12 protein-coding genes, 2 tRNA genes, 1 pseudogene and 1 riboswitch are annotated in these 15,597 nt (G+C 41.7%); all 15 genes and pseudogenes read right to left on the reverse strand.

What is annotated here, in order from left to right:
- Nucleotides 1-37: 37 nt before the first annotated feature.
- The 15 genes and pseudogenes from CB4_RS14405 to CB4_RS14475 all read right to left on the reverse strand — a co-directional run bounded on the left by CB4_RS14405 (nt 38) and on the right by CB4_RS14475 (nt 15,579).
- Nucleotides 38-697, reverse strand: a complete 660-nt coding sequence (locus tag CB4_RS14405) for a 4'-phosphopantetheinyl transferase family protein (RefSeq protein WP_096466465.1) — start codon at nt 695-697, stop codon at nt 38-40.
- Entirely contained in the window at nt 694-4,440 is a 3,747-nt protein-coding gene (locus CB4_RS14410; RefSeq protein ID WP_096466466.1) for a non-ribosomal peptide synthetase family protein, read from the reverse strand. The genes CB4_RS14405 and CB4_RS14410 overlap by 4 nt, the downstream gene beginning before the upstream one ends.
- A gap of 50 nt (nt 4,441-4,490) precedes the next feature.
- Nucleotides 4,491-6,227, reverse strand: coding sequence for a methyl-accepting chemotaxis protein (locus CB4_RS14415; protein WP_096466467.1), 1,737 nt, complete (start codon nt 6,225-6,227; stop codon nt 4,491-4,493).
- A gap of 149 nt (nt 6,228-6,376) precedes the next feature.
- Nucleotides 6,377-6,462: riboswitch (cyclic di-GMP riboswitch) on the reverse strand.
- 119 nt (nt 6,463-6,581) lie between these two features.
- Nucleotides 6,582-7,192, reverse strand: a pseudogene (locus tag CB4_RS14420) (DUF2642 domain-containing protein).
- Between the two features lie 35 nt (nt 7,193-7,227).
- A complete protein-coding gene (locus CB4_RS14425; RefSeq protein ID WP_096467760.1) occupies nt 7,228-8,562 on the reverse strand; it encodes an arsenic transporter in 1,335 nt (444 codons plus the stop codon).
- 234 nt (nt 8,563-8,796) lie between these two features.
- Nucleotides 8,797-9,519: a cytochrome c biogenesis CcdA family protein gene (locus CB4_RS14430; protein ID WP_096466468.1), complete on the reverse strand. Its 723-nt coding sequence runs from the start codon at nt 9,517-9,519 to the stop codon at nt 8,797-8,799.
- Nucleotides 9,516-10,055 (reverse strand): TlpA disulfide reductase family protein, encoded by a 540-nt coding sequence (locus tag CB4_RS14435; protein ID WP_096466469.1) that lies wholly within the window; start codon nt 10,053-10,055, stop codon nt 9,516-9,518. Before CB4_RS14435 ends, CB4_RS14430 begins: the two co-directional genes overlap by 4 nt.
- A gap of 13 nt (nt 10,056-10,068) precedes the next feature.
- Complete coding sequence (locus CB4_RS14440) at nt 10,069-11,961, reverse strand: ABC transporter permease (protein ID WP_157737990.1); 1,893 nt, start codon at nt 11,959-11,961, stop codon at nt 10,069-10,071.
- Entirely contained in the window at nt 11,948-12,712 is a 765-nt protein-coding gene (locus CB4_RS14445) for an ABC transporter ATP-binding protein (protein WP_096466471.1), read from the reverse strand. Before CB4_RS14445 ends, CB4_RS14440 begins: the two co-directional genes overlap by 14 nt.
- Before the next feature lie 98 nt (nt 12,713-12,810).
- Nucleotides 12,811-13,542, reverse strand: a complete 732-nt coding sequence (locus CB4_RS14450; RefSeq protein WP_231956021.1) for a sensor histidine kinase — start codon at nt 13,540-13,542, stop codon at nt 12,811-12,813.
- Nucleotides 13,543-13,632: 90 nt separating this feature from the next.
- Nucleotides 13,633-13,845 (reverse strand): hypothetical protein, encoded by a 213-nt coding sequence (locus CB4_RS14455; RefSeq protein WP_096466473.1) that lies wholly within the window; start codon nt 13,843-13,845, stop codon nt 13,633-13,635.
- Nucleotides 13,842-14,516, reverse strand: a complete 675-nt coding sequence (locus tag CB4_RS14460) for a response regulator transcription factor (RefSeq protein ID WP_096466474.1) — start codon at nt 14,514-14,516, stop codon at nt 13,842-13,844. The genes CB4_RS14455 and CB4_RS14460 overlap by 4 nt, the downstream gene beginning before the upstream one ends.
- Before the next feature lie 284 nt (nt 14,517-14,800).
- A tRNA-Leu gene (locus tag CB4_RS14465) sits at nt 14,801-14,882 on the reverse strand.
- A gap of 4 nt (nt 14,883-14,886) precedes the next feature.
- A tRNA-Gly gene (locus CB4_RS14470) sits at nt 14,887-14,960 on the reverse strand.
- Between the two features lie 202 nt (nt 14,961-15,162).
- Nucleotides 15,163-15,579 (reverse strand): VOC family protein, encoded by a 417-nt coding sequence (locus CB4_RS14475; protein ID WP_096466475.1) that lies wholly within the window; start codon nt 15,577-15,579, stop codon nt 15,163-15,165.
- Nucleotides 15,580-15,597: the final 18 nt, after the last annotated feature.

The following is a 15,597-nucleotide window of genomic DNA, read 5'->3' on the forward strand; positions in this document are numbered from 1 at the left end:
CTTGATAATACAGGGCTTTCCGGTTCTTTTTATTATGCTACTCTCTTATCCAGTATCGTTCCATCTCCACATCCGTCATGTACGTAACACGCTCTGGCAAATCACCCTCACTTACGCATAAACAAGCAATATGTGCTTCATCAATACAGTAATGACGAATACTCCAGCTATTCTTTGCTTCTATACTAAGAAAGCATGCAGGGGTTAACAGCCCTGTTCCTATTGCTTTGCCAATCGCTTCTTTTCGTGTCCATTTTTCATAAAAGAATGTCCATCTATTCGCTTCTTTTTGCTGCAATAGCGAGGCATATTCTTCTGAAGTCAGACACTCAAAGGCAACCTTACAATCAAGTGGTTGTATTTCCTCTATATCGACTCCGATTCTTCCTTTTTCGGTCATGGCACATATAATCCATTTTCCTGCATGACTAAGATTAAAGTCCCCTTGCCAGCCTGAAGATAACGCCACATAAGGGCGCCCTCTTTTATCTCTTCTATACCACTTCGCAACCTCTATGTATGGATAGTAATGCTGGAACATGTAATATACGGTTAAGATCCCAAGCAGTGCTCGTTGCCTATCTTCTATTCTTTTATAGTTTAGAATACGCTGCTGTTCTTCAGCCGACAACACGGAAAGAAAGCACGCCTGTTTACGATCAGAGATGTAACCCGTATTTCGTACAGCTATTATCATCTTGCTGTTACATGCTCTCTAGCAGGTGGGAAATACCCTATTTTAATGGCATAGGTTACTAGTGCCTGTACCAAATCATGATCTGGCTTCGGACAATCAATTCCTGCTCTCATTAGAATCTCTTGCGCTTCGTTGCATACATACCGATATTCAGAATCATGTGCACCATCCCCTTCAAGCTGGGCTATTGCTAACTCTAGCGCTTCGGCTTTTTCCCCTGGATCATCAACTTGGAACAAAGCCTCCCGATATCTTGTAGGTTCTAGTAGTGTAATCTCATATCCTAGCGACTGTAATTGTGTAATGAAGTCTGTATAGTGGATCTGCTCACTATTGCATATATGGAATGTTCTTCCTTCTATTTCTGGTTGACTAGCTAGATTTACAATCGCTCGGCTCGCATAATCTACTGGTGTAATGTCGACGTACCAATCAGCAGCAGGAGCAATCCCCAATAGCAGCATTGCTTTTATCATCCGATAAAATGCATTGCTTTCAATATTACGCTGGAACTTTCCAGACTGTGTACGACCAACCAGATTGCCTACACGGTAAATCGTAGCCGGAATGCCTTTCATAGCTGTACGTACGATATTCTCTGCGCGAAGTTTGCTATTGGAGTATTCATTTTCTAGTACTACATCGTATGTGAAATCACCATTTTTCACAAAGTCATTCCATTGTCCACTCGCTGCTAAGTCTTCCGGCACACTTACAGTTGAGATGTGATGAAAATGAGCATCCTGCTTATTGCGGATTATGTCTAGCAAGGACGATGTCCCTCTTACATTTACTTTTTCAAACTGGGATGAATCTCCAAAATGACGAACATCCGCTGCACAATGAATGATCGCATCAATTTTTTCAGACAAATGGTCACGTACATCAGGAGATATACCGAGATCCGGTTCACTTAAATCCCCTTCGACAATCACAATTCTGCTTTTGAAAGCTTCTAGATTGCTATCAGGAAAATAAAAGTGCACCGTATTCAAAAGACGCTGTTCAGGCGAACCTCCATCAGAAACACGAACAAGGCAATAAACGTTTGCTTTTGTTTCCTGCAAAAGCTCATGTACGATATGTGCACCAAGATAACCGGTTCCTCCCGTTACAAGCACATTCCGGGCTGTATTCCACTCCCGCTTCTTTGCTCCTTTTATGACAGGGGGTTCCGTTAACTCTTTGATCTGGCGTTCTTCGTTAGACAATGCATGCACCGGTTCTGACTCTCCTGCTCGCTCCACGTATTCTGCTAACGCAGCAATCGTGCGGCAACGGAAAAAATCTTGTATTTTTAGGGAAGGAAACTTCGGTTTTAACAAAACAAGAATGCTGATGATTTTTAGCGAATGTCCGCCAATATCAAAAAAGTCATCCGCAACCCCGATCTCCTCTACACCAAGAACTTTCTCCCATGCTTTGGCGATACACTTTTCTGTCTCACTCTTCGGTTTTTCCCTATTTTTTTGTATCAGCGTAATTTTATCTTTTCTGGTAACTAATAGTTTCCGATCAATTTTACCCGTTGGAGCAATCGGCATATTCTCTAAATAAATGAACTGTTCGGGAACCATGTAACCTGGTAACGATTGAGCAAGAAAGTTCCGTATTTTCTTTTCGTCTAGTGGTTGCATACTTCCTGTACTGTAGTAGGTTACTAGTCGTTTATTTCCATCTTCTTCTGTTTTTGCAACAACAGCTACATGTTCAACATCCGCCTGTTTTGCAAATACGTCTTCAATCTCATCTATTTCAATCCGGTGACCGCGAATTTTCACCTGATTATCCTTGCGTCCTACATACTCGATATTGCCGTCAGCTAGCAATCGTACAATATCCCCTGATTTGTACAAATATTTCCCTGAGCTATCAGAGAACAAGTGAGGCACAAAAGCCTCCGCTGTTTTATCCGGCTTATTCAAGTATTCTTTGGCTAAGCCCACTCCTCCAATATACAGCTCTCCCGGTACATGAATCGGACACAGCTGTCCATTTGGATCTACGATATACGTTTCATAATTATCATAGGGCTTTCCGATTGGAATATAAACCTGATCGGATGGAACTTCTTCTTCGATGAGATAAATCGTCGTCCCTACCGTACACTCCGTCGGCCCGTATGCATTAAAAACCTTACTACCCAGTCCAAAGCGTCGTTGCCATAGACGTACGGTTTCGCCGGTTAGCGCTTCACCGGCTACGATAATTCTTTTGATTGTTTGCAGTTTACGGATACTTTTATCTTCCAGATAGGCTGCAATTTGTTTAAAGAACGCAGTCGGAAGTGCCAGCGCTCCTGTTGCCTTAACTCTCTCGGCAGCATTAGCAAATTCTTCGATCGCCATCCGCTCCACATTAGACAGCAAATGTAAGCGTGCACCCCAGAGCAAAGCGGAAAACGTTTCGGCAATTGAAGCATCAAAACTATACGAAGCAAATTGAAGAAAAACATCGTCTGGCATACATTCATACGGTCCCCGCAAGTATACGAGCAAATTTACTGCACCCCTATGAAGAATAACCGTTCCTTTAGGATGACCCGTAGAGCCGGACGTATAAATCATGTAGGCAGGATCTACTGCCTCTGGATAGATAGAAAAATGTATAGGATTATACGGGAGCAACGCTGCATCATCTACATAAAGTACCTGAGCGGTATGTCCATCAAAGCAACTACTCTCCTGCAGAATGTTTGTATATTGTGTTTTCGTTATGATAAAAGCGGCACGGCTATCCTCAATCATGTATTCGATACGCGCTAGCGGATATTCCGGATCAATGGGTACATATACCCCTCCCGCTTTCATAATTCCGAGTAGACCTACTACTGTTTCGAGACTTCGTTCCATAAATAAAGCAACAAAATCACCTTTTTTCAACCCATGATCACACAACATCTGAGCGACCTGATCAGATTTGTGATGTAATTCTTCATAAGTAAGCTGTCCTTTCTCCGAGGAAAGGGCGATACGGGCAGGGAATTTTTCGGCTGCTTCCACAAACAGAGCAGGAAGGGTTTTATCAGCCGGAAACTCTCTTTTTGTATCATTCAGCATCTCATATAGATTACATTCTTCTTGACTCAAGATGTCAATTTTTCGAAAATGAGCAGACGGTTGAGCTGCTAGTGTTTCAAGAATATTTTGGTATTGTTCAATAAAACGATAGATGGTCTCCCGCTTAAATGCCTTGCTATTAAAGGTCACCTCTACCCCATAACCATTCGAAAGTGAATGAATGTTCCATATAATCGGTACCGACTGTTCTCTGCATGCATCCCCCATCGTAAAGATAGCGGGATAATGACTCGCTTCAAAAGCACCGAGGAAAAAACGGTGGTCGATCGCTTCTGATAATCGAATTTTCACTTCCGTTAGCAGCTGCTCAAACGTCTCCATTCCCGCAACAGAAATCCGAAGAGGAAGAATTCTCATTTCTTCCTCTTCCCCCTCACAAAAAGAAGGAACACCTACCAAAATGTCTTCCTCATATGAAAGACGATATATCCAAACCAGATACGCAGACAACATGATCACGTCTATTTCACGATTACTATTTTGACATAGAGTTCGTGCCTTCTGTATCCAAGGTCCAGTGATAGAAGCCTTTACTGATTCCTTTGCAGCATCGTGTAACGAATACCGTGAGAAATCCGATGGTATTTGAATAACAGGCAGTGGCTCAGCTAGCCTATCAAACCAGTATCCTTCTGCTGCTTTTTCTTGTCTGTACTCTTCCATTACACTATCATCCTTTTATTGTTTTATATCTTTGGCTGTTATTCGTGTAATTATAAAGTGAAACGTTCAATCGTTTCTTTCAGCTCATCCACTACCGTATCCAGCGATTCCGTTTCCCTTGCAATCTCTTGCATCGATGCTAATTGTCGTACTGACGATGAAGAAACAGAAGAAGTGTTTCCAGCGAATTCCTGAGAAATTCCTGTCATTGACTCCATGGATGCTGTCACTTGTTGCGAACTAGCAGCCATTTCCTCAGAGGTAGCAGATACTTCCTGGATTTGCGTATTAATACCCTGAACCGCTTCTAAAATGTATTCAAAAGCTTGTCCTGCCTTTTGGACCACTTCCATTCCTACATTTACTTCTTTCACCACATGATCCATAGACGAAATGGAATGAGAGGTTCTTCCCTGAATTTCCTGTACGAGATTTGCAATTTGTTGTGCTGATTGTGTGGACTGTTCAGCCAGTTTTCGAACTTCATCTGCTACAACCGCAAATCCTTTCCCATGCTCACCCGCACGCGCAGCTTCAATTGCTGCATTAAGGGCCAGCAAGTTTGTTTGGGAAGAAATCCCGGTAATCATCTCCACGATTTTGCTAATTTCCTGAGAGTGTTCTCCTAGCGACCTTACATCAGAAACGGATTTGTCTACAGAGAGACTGATACTTCTCATCTGCTCAACCACTTTCTTCGTGGTGCTATTTCCTTCTTCCGCTTCCAAAGCCATTGTGTTCGAAACTTCAGAGATGCTACCTGAGGTTATCGCTACATGCTGAATTCCCTCTGAAAGCTCTTGAGTAGCTTGAGAACTGGCCATGACACTCCCTACCTGTATCTCCGTACTGCTTGCGATCTCCTGAATCGCAGCAGAGACTTGCTGATTCTCTTGAACGGTATTCTTAATTTCTGATGATAGCCTTGCTGACAAATGAGAAATACGAGAAGATACATCCGTTACATTGTGAATAATCCCACGCAGATTTGTGAGCATGGCAGAAAAGCTTTTGCCTAACTCGCCAATCTCATCATTGCCTTGTACTTCCGTGATTTCGATATTCAAATTTCCTGCAGCTATCATATGTGCTTTCTCTGAAAGAGAATGAATCGGTGCCATCATACGTCTGATGATAAAGTAAATGAGCAATCCGCAAATGATTGTAAAAGGTAGCATCATGTATAAAATCGTACTAGCCTCTTTCCAAGCTTTCTGGGTGACTTGCGCGACATTATAATCCACTACATAAACGGCAATGACATTGTTTTGTTCGTCCAAAACAGGCGCAATTCCCGTTTTAAATTGACCATACTGGTCTCCATATATATCGGTAGCCTGAATTTTCTTCTGCTCAAACGCAGCTTTCATTAAAGCAAGTAAGTCTGGTGAGAGACCTACTTCGTTAAGATTTTGATTATACGGAACGCCTAATTTTCGAAGACTTGAACTCATGGAAACATTAAAGAACTGCCCGTTTTTATAGGAAGCTAGATATAGATTGTCAATAATCGTAGAATGGCCCATGATTTCATCCATCTTTTTGGTTGCTTGCAGTACATCTGGATTTTTATCGTTTGGCTGTGCAACAACGGATCGTACTTGATCTAGATTTACTTCTTCGGCTAGAATCGCCGCCGTGTCATGTAATTGTTTGCTCATGCTGCTTAAGTTACTATTTTTAATCATAAAATATGTAGCAGTACTACTTAAAATCCCAAAAACTAATAGTATACCAAGAGATGCAATAATAATTTTCCAACTTGCTGAGTTTCTAATTCTTCTCACTACGTACCCCTCCAACTAAATATGTTGCCTTATCTCTAGCAGCACCAACCGTCTAAAATTTTCTAGTCTATAGCTTTTAGACATTAGCTCCAAAAAAACAAAAAAACAATCCCCAAAAACTGATTCACAATGCAAACAGGGATTGTTTTTAGCGCAACCTGGCAACCGTAGTTATAAAAACCGTAGGCCCATAGCTTTGCGTCCCATCTTTTCAGAAGGTTTGCCAACGTTACATATGTTATATATGCTATATATGTTATATATTTACCATGGGAAATGTTACACCTCTTGTACAATTTTTGCAATATAAGTCGTAATAAATAGTTCTTTATTCCTCCTATCTAGATACACAATTTACAGTACGTGTATGGTTTTAATATGCTGTAAATTCCAATATACCGTTTCCCTATCTGCTGTAACAATAGTAAGCCTGTTATGATCAACCTTCTGCAGTAAGCCTATTTTTCATCGTTGTCTCCCCCATCTATGACAATGATGTGATTTTCTAATCTTTCACATTGGCTTTCAAACGTTCTAGCTAACGGCATCGAAACCGGATTAACAGGAAGATGTTGGTTACTCAATGAATAAGGTGCTGCATCTTGTGGATAGGGAATTAGCCACTTCACATGATTCATCGAAATAAACATAGTCTTATACACAGGAGAATAGAAGACAAAGTAGTCGTTCATGATACTTGTCAAATATCCATGAATGGATTTATTCCCTGTCACGTAAATTTAAACAAATTGACCTTTAGCGTTTGCTAGCGCTTTACGAAACGAGATCGAAGCGGAGTCACTTTCAATTGGTTTTTCTATTGGAATGTAGAGAAAAGATAGCGTGCTGTGATCATATACAACAATGATATCCAATCCGGCATCTATGAGAGTACCTTTGTAGTAATTTTTTCCCGATACCTCGATATCTACATGTTTTCCTATGAAATGATTAAAATCATTCATATTATTTCTCCCTTCTTCTCGTATGGAATGGGATATTAAAACAGCCAGGAGACCCAATAGTATAAAACAACTAACGTAAATAGCGTGGCAGGGGGAATGACGGTCAGTGTGATTTTTATATACTGCCACCAGGTAATTTTTACTTTTCCGCGCCTTACGATATGCATCCACATCAGCGTAGCCAGTGTTCCCATCGGAAGAAGTAACGATCCCATGTCACTTCCAATGACGTTAGCCAGATACGAGATTTTTAAGGTGAGCGGGTCAAGGTGCATGTTCATGAGTGTAAGAGTTCCAACCATAAGCGCGGGATGATTATTAAATATATTGGATAGAACAGAGAGGAGAGTTCCCATCATAACGCTTGCGTGCAACAAATTCCCGGAAGAAACGATCGGATGTATGAAATCAATCAGCCATGCTGTTAATCCAATGTTGTGCAGGCCATAAATAATGACATACATACTAAAGGCGAAGACAAGAATATACCATGGCGTTTTTTTCAACATATCCATCGGGGATATTTTTAAGTGAACCCAACGCCATCCTAACAGTACAAGAGAGCCAATGACAGCTACAATCGAGACAGGGATCGTCAAATACGAAGCAATAAAGAGACTAACACGAACAGACAATACAAAAAGCAGAATGTTTCTCATAAAACGGGAACGTGCCTTATCCGATGAAGGAGATAACTTCGTTTTGAGAGGATGATAAGCAGGTGTTGTAAGTCCAGATACTGTAGTAGGGACGGTCTGTGGAATGACTTTGTAAAAACGAAGAAACAGGAGCCCAACGAGGAACAACAAACCAAGCGTGGCGGGAACAAACATCATCGCCGTATGCATATACAAGTCCATATGCACGATTTTTAATGCAATTAGATTCACAATATTGCTTACCCCAATCGGAGCGCTGGCAGCGGTGGCGATTAATCCCCCCGATAATAAATAGGGGATTTTTTGATGATTTTTCAAGCCCATATTATTGAGTAACATCACTAAAATAGGTGTTGTGATTAAAATACTGCCATCGTTATTGAAAAAGAGAGTCATGAGAAAACTTAAAAGATTGACATACCAGAATAAGCGAATGCCTGACCCCCTTGCTCTGGCAGCAAGCTTCTCGGCCATCCAGTGAAAGAATCCGAAGCTTTCTAAGACAATGGCCATCACAATCGTTGCGATAATCGTGATGGCTGCACCGCTTATCGTTTCGGTTATCTGGACTAGATCAGATAACGAAACACTCCCACTGAGTAAGACAAGGATCGCACCCACTGTGGCCGGAATTCCTTCGTTCATTCCCTTAGGCCTCCAAAAAATAAAAACAAGCGTAACCAAAAAAGACAAGATGGTCATCCAAACCATAGGTTGGAACACATTTTTTCTCCTTCCTTCTCGTGATTCATGATGTAATTCAATAGTAGAACTCCGGACCCTTGTCCTTCCCTCCCTTCTGTCCTTCTTATCAACTTGTACTATATGTATATGTATCTGGATAAGACAAGCTCTAGGCACGTCTCTATTTTTCGGTAATTCCATTACAGTGTACCGACACATCTAAACAAAAAACCGCTCCCCTCGGAACGGCAAAGTAGTCTTTTAAAATGAAGCTGGAAGCAGAGACGAGAAATAAGTAGAAACAATTTCAAAGCTTCCCGTATATAGCATGATTCCTAATGCAACCATCAACCAGCCATTGACCTTCTGGATGGTAGGTAAGTACTTGTTGATTTTACGAATTTTATTCAGAGACTGCGACCACACGAGTGACACGATCAGAAACGGAATGCCAAGTCCGAGCGAATACACAAACAGAAGCATCATCCCCGTCAGCATGGTGCCGCTCTGGCTTGCTAGAATCAAAATAGACGACAGAACCAGGCCAATGCAAGGCGACCAGCCTGCACCGAAGACGAAACCAAACAGCATGGAACGGGCAAAATTCATTCCCTTATGACTAAATTCCGGCATTTTCAACCGCTTTTCCATCAGCAGTATACGAAGCGAGAACAACCCGGCCATCTGTAGGCCGAATACGATAATGACCACCCCGCCGATTTTCTCCAACCATTCGCGATAAGCAAGAAACCACTGCCCAATAAAAGAGCTGGAAGCACCAAGCAACAGGAATACACTGGTGAATCCAAGAATAAAACCAAGGCTGCGAGTCAAGATCACACTTCGATCTGCCGCAATTTTTTGCCCATCCACGTGTCCGCCGGTCAATTGTGCAAGATACGCAGGGACAAGCGGGAATACGCAGGGGGAGAGGAAGGAGATCACTCCCGCTAGAAAAGCGATCCCGATATTCACTTCATTCATTGTTTCACACCCTCTTTTTGCAGCAAATCATTCAGCATCATCCGATATTGTTCTTCCGTGCGGGCACCTGTAACCAGTTCCCCTACAATCTCCCCTTTTTTGTTCACGAACATAGAGGATGGGACACCGATTAATCTTTTGCGCAGCTGTTTCATCAACTCATCGGTCGGAATGACGTTCGTAAATGTCAGTTTCATCTCTTTCATCATGCGGTACGCGGTGACTTCCTGTTCTTTTCCATCAGATATAATTCCGATGATATTGACATTTTTCGCTTTCATTTCTTTCGACAAGTTCTCAAGCGCAGGCAGTTCGTCTTTACAAGGTAAACAATATGTGCCCCAAACGTTCACCAATGTTAGATCGTGCTGTTTAAAAATATCGTTGCTAATCGGTTTGTCGTTTGTATCAACGGTTTTAAATTCAGGAAACGTTTTGAAAAGGGCGGCCTCCGGTTGTTTCTCCCTAGAAGTCCCGCATCCAGCAAATACAAGACAAAAAGTAGCTAAAAGTAACACAAATGTGATTTTTCTCATCTGAAATCCCCTCTTATCCTTTCTCTATGACGATTTTGTAATAGGAATGAACGGTTAAGAAATAGTAGAATACGTACACAAGCGTATACATGCCAAGCGTTCCCGCCATCGGTACCGTAAAATCTGCCTTCAATTGGATCGCTAAAATCAGGAGTGCAACGATACTGTGACACACCCCAAGCAGCAGCGGTGCTGTGAAGATGACTCGCATTTGGCGTGCGATGGAGCGTTTTACCTCTTTGTTTGTCATCCCGATCTTACGTAAAATCTCATATTGTTTTTTCGCTTCATTCGCTTCCGTCAGTTGTTTGAAGTAAATGATGCTTCCTGTCGACATAAGAAACACAAATCCAATCAGAATGCCGATAAACAGCAGAATGGACATAGGTGCGAGAACTTGAGCAAACGTTTCATAATAAGTCTGAAGAGCCGCTTCTTTCGGCAAGATTCTGATAAGCTCTTTTGTAAGCTTTTTGCTCATCTCTGCGTTTTCAATGGTGTATCCTTTCAACCGAAGTGAGTGGTTTGTATCATACATTTTGTTGTATACGCTGTCTTTTACAATAAAGACTTGTGGTACCATATACGCATTGAGTACCGGTTGATTTGTATGTTTAAGAATACGAACATTTTGTTCGAGTCCGTTGGAGCGAATCGTAAATGTTTTACCGATTTCTTTGTCATATTCAACAGGGCCATAATAAGACAGGACCGCCTCGCTCTCGTTTTGTAGCACGACACGTTCCTTCGTGTTCATCATGTCCTGAATTCGGTTCCAGGAGCTTTCCGCCATTATATAGAATGCATCTGCTTTTCGTTTTCTTGGAAATGACGTGTCAACTTTCACAAGCATAGCATCCACTTGATGACGAATCGCATGTTCAGGATAGCTTGCAATCGTCTGTTCTACTTTTTTATCCAGTGCCTCGTCGTAACTAATGTAAGCATAGGAGAAAGGAGTTGTTAAGCGAGTGACCTCCTGCATCCTGTAATTCATGCTATATGTCATACCGACTGAAGTTAAGGTTACGGCGCTTAAAATCGTAATGGTAGCCAATGTGCGACTATGCGAACGAATACGGTATGAGAGCTGTGAAATGTCGGTCAGATTGGATTTTCGGTAATACAACGAACGGTTGTTTTGCAAACGATTAAGTACCCAGGCTAGCGCAAACCGGAAGAATAGGAACGTACCAACAATGGAGGAGGCAAGTGTGATGAGCATGTCCATCACAAACGTTTCTTTTCCTGTATTTACTCCAATGCTATATCCAGCTAGTAAAATCACAAGGGCCAACAGTGCCCCGATCAGCGATGGTTTGGGTTGCTTTTCCCCAACTTTTTCTGCATGAAACAGCTCAATAAGTTTAAAACGGTATACAATTGAAGATGCGTACAGTGAGGTAATGATAAACAAAATCCCAAATACACCAACCGTATACATAAGCGCTTCTGGACTTACCGTGAATGTAATAACAATAGCTACGGCCATCATTTTCACAAGCATCATCATGAGCAGCTTGGAAAAAATACTGCCTAACAGCACCCCAATGGCAAGCGCCAAGATCCCCATCACAATATTTTCATAAAATAGCATCAAGCCAATTTTTCTCCTGGTCACACCAAGCAGAGTGTATAAGCCGATTTCTTTTTTGCGTTTACGTACAAAGAAGGAAGTTGAGTACCAAATAAATAGCATCGAAAACAAGGCAATCACGATAGAAGCGGCATTAAAGGCCAGCAAAACCTTATCATCGCCCTCTGCAAAGCTCGCGAGCTGTTCGTTAAAACGAATCGATACGAATGTATAATAAATCGTCACAGTAAAAATAATGGAAGCAAAATAAATAAAGTAATTTTGGAAATTTCGCTTCAAGTTTTTCGTAGCCAGATTAAAGAGTGTCATGGTTACCGCCTCCGATAACTGCGAGTACATCCATAATTTTGTTGAAGAATGCTTTACGTGTTTCACCTTTGACAAGCTCCATAAACAGCTTCCCATCTTTAATGAAAAAGATGCGGTCACAATAGCTAGCCGCGAACGGGTCATGTGTCACCATCAGAATAGTGGCCTGTTGCTGCTTGTTCAAATCAGATAAACACTCCAGCAATCCGGTCGCTGACTTGGAATCCAGTGCACCCGTTGGCTCGTCAGCAAGTACCAACTTGGGTTGGTTAATGATGGCGCGTGCAGCTGCGGTTCGCTGTTTTTGTCCGCCAGATACTTCATACGGGTACTTGTCTAGAAGTGTATCAAGGCCGAGTGTTTGCGCAATCTCCTGCACCCGTTGTTCAATCTCTTGTGCCCCTACACCCGCCAGTGCCAGAGGCAGTATGATGTTTTCTTTCAAGGTGAGTGTATCAAGCAGATTGAAATCCTGAAAAATAAAGCCAAGTTTATTTCGACGGAAAGAAGCAAGGGCTGTTTCATTCATCGTATGAATGGCTTCTCCATCCACCATAATACTGCCTGTGCTTGGTTTATCGATGGTAGCGACCAGGTTTAATAGCGTAGTTTTCCCTGCACCAGAAGGCCCCATCACCCCGACAAATTCTCCTTCTTGAATTTCTACATTCATATCATGAAGTGCCGTATATTGATGACCACGCGAGCCGTACACTTTGCTTATTCCTTTTGCTTGCAATACGATTGACATTGTCGCCCTCCTGTATGTTTCTGTGCTTTTCTATATGTATTAAACCGCAAAGAGGGAAAGGGAACCATGTTTTTACCTAACAAAACAACACGCCAACCTTACATATTTGTAAGGTTGGCGTACGAATCGTTCAGCTTCGGAAAATGAAGCGTGACCTCAGTATAAGAGTCATATTCAGACGTTACCGTAATATCGTGACCGAGCTTGCGTGCTAACTTACGTGCTAAATATAGTCCCATCCCCGTTGCTTTTTCATACTTGCGTCCGTTCTGTCCCGTGAATCCTTTATCAAAGACTCGGGATACATCTTCTACAGGGATGCCCATACCTGTGTCCCGTATTTTTAGCATTTTCTCCTCTCGCGTTTCCAGTCCGTATATTTCGATTGTACCTTCTGTTTCTGTATATTTTAGCGCATTGGATAAAATTTGATTCAGAATAAACGAAAGCCATTTTTTATCGCTCATGACCTCGTATTCAAGATCATGCAATTTGATCTGAATTCGTTTGGAAATAAACGTTTTGGCATTATTTTTCACTGCTTGTTTCACAAGGCTTTCCAGGCTGATATCATGGATCAGATAATCGCGGGAAAAATCATCAATCCGTGCATAGTATAGTGCTCGCTCGATATGGTGTTCAATTTTGTCAAGTTCTTCATCAAGGCTGTCGAGGACACGCGCCGGGTCTTTTCCGGTCTTGTTTTCAATAACAAGTCGACTGACCGAAATGGGGGTTTTAATGTCATGAAACCATGAAGTCATGAATTCCAGTGTTTCTTTTTTTTCTTCATATATGTGTTCCATCTCCACTCGTTGTTGTTCATACACATTTTCAAGCAGCTTTCTGTATAAAGCTTGTTCATAAGTGCGCGGCTCGGGTAACACAGCAATGAATGAGGATGACTTCTCGCACGCTTGCTACAAGGCGCGAAAATATCCCTGCCTTCTCATATATCCGCCGAAAAAATAAAGGCAGAACAACAGGAAAGCAACTACGTTCGTATACAACAGCATATCTACCGTGGCACCGCCGAACGGGGCCACATATATGACAAGGGAAATAAAGGTCATGAGTACCGTGTAAAAAACGAGCAACCACGTATGGTCGGCAATATAATTCGTTAGCTTCATGGGATCATATATCCTTGTCCTTTTTTTGTTTGGATGAAGTCATGTAGCTGGATATCGGCTAACTTTTTACGCAGTCGGTTAATGTTGACAGTCAGCGTATTATCATCCACAAAGCTTTCATCCTCCCACAGACTGCGCATAATTTTATCCCGGTTGACAATGGTTCCCGCATTTTTCATTAAAAGATGCAAAATGTTGAATTCATTTTTGGTTAATTCGATCTTTTGTTCCGCATGCGTGAGCGTTCCAGCTTTACTATCAAGCATGGCTTGTTTGTACTGCAGCACATTTGTATCTGTGTCCGCATACGAATACGTTCGGCGCAAAATGGCTTGAATTTTAGCAATTAAGACATCCAGTGAGAAAGGCTTCTGAATAAAATCATCACCTCCCATGTTGATCGCCATTACAATATCCATGCTTTCATTGCGCGAAGAAATAAAGATAATAGGTACGTTCGAGACTTCGCGTATTTTTTGACACCAATAAAACCCATTAAAAGAGGGGAGATTAATATCCAGCAGAACGAGATGCGGTTTCTGCTCAATGAAATCTGCAAAGACATGGTCAAACTGCTGGACAGCGTGCACGTCGAAGCCCCATTTTCGAATATTTTCTTCTATAATTTCACGCAGTTTTGGGTCGTCTTCAACTAGCATGACGGTAAACATAACAACTCTCCAATCGTAACAATGTTCAATACATCTTTCATTATCGTCATAATGATCAGGTAATTACGCATAACAGCAGAATTCTCCGTAATCCCTGCTGTTATTTTACACGATACCTTGAACGCGATATGCTAGTCACGACTAATCATACGAATATGAGGATGACGGATACAAACAAAAAAGCCACCCTCCCTTTAATTCAAATTGAACTAAAAGAAGAGTGACTTTCGTTTCTTATAACAGGTTTCAGTCCGATCACTACCAACTGTGCCACACCAGCATAATACCGAAGGTCGGGGTCGAACCGACACTCCTTACGGAACACGATTTTGAGTCGTGCGCGTCTGCCAATTCCGCCACTTCGGCAATTTGGAGCGGGTGAGGGGAATCGAACCCCCGCCTCAGGCTTGGGAAGCCGGCATTCTACCATTGAACTACACCCGCAATTGAACGATGATCTGGAAGACAACATTTTGACCTACGGCTAGTCTCCCCTTCACGACTACGTTAATACCCATGTCAATATATTATCAATATAGACTAATATATCATAACTCCGCTTATAATTCATTAGTATTTTAGTTCTAAGGTACCCACTACCCTGTAGGTAGTGGGCCATAGTCTTTTTAAAGGTATGTATGTTTTTCTATTGTTTAGGTTTTGTATAATTGAGGTCCCATATCACTCCGAAATAATCCCTGACTTTAGCAAACTTTGCGCTCCAGAAAGTATCCTGTAACTCCATTAGAATCGTGCCTTTTTGGCTTAAAGCATCGTATAATTTATGAATTTCTTCTTCACTTTCAAGTTCAAGAGCTAATGAGATATTATTGCCTTTTTCAACTGACTGACCTAGAAATGCATCAGAGACCATTATAAATAAATCGTCTTTTTTAAATTGAGCATGCATAATTCGATTATCCACTTCTGGAGGAGTCGGGAAATCTGCCTTTCCAAAAGTTTTGATTTCTAAAATTTCTCCCTTGAAAACGTCCTTATAATACTCTAGCGCTTCTCTAGCATTACCATCGAATGTAAGGTATGGGGTTGCTTGCTGTTTCATATGTAACACTCCTTTCAT

Source organism: Aneurinibacillus soli (assembly GCF_002355375.1).
Classification (GTDB): Bacteria; Bacillota; Bacilli; order Aneurinibacillales; family Aneurinibacillaceae; genus Aneurinibacillus; species Aneurinibacillus soli.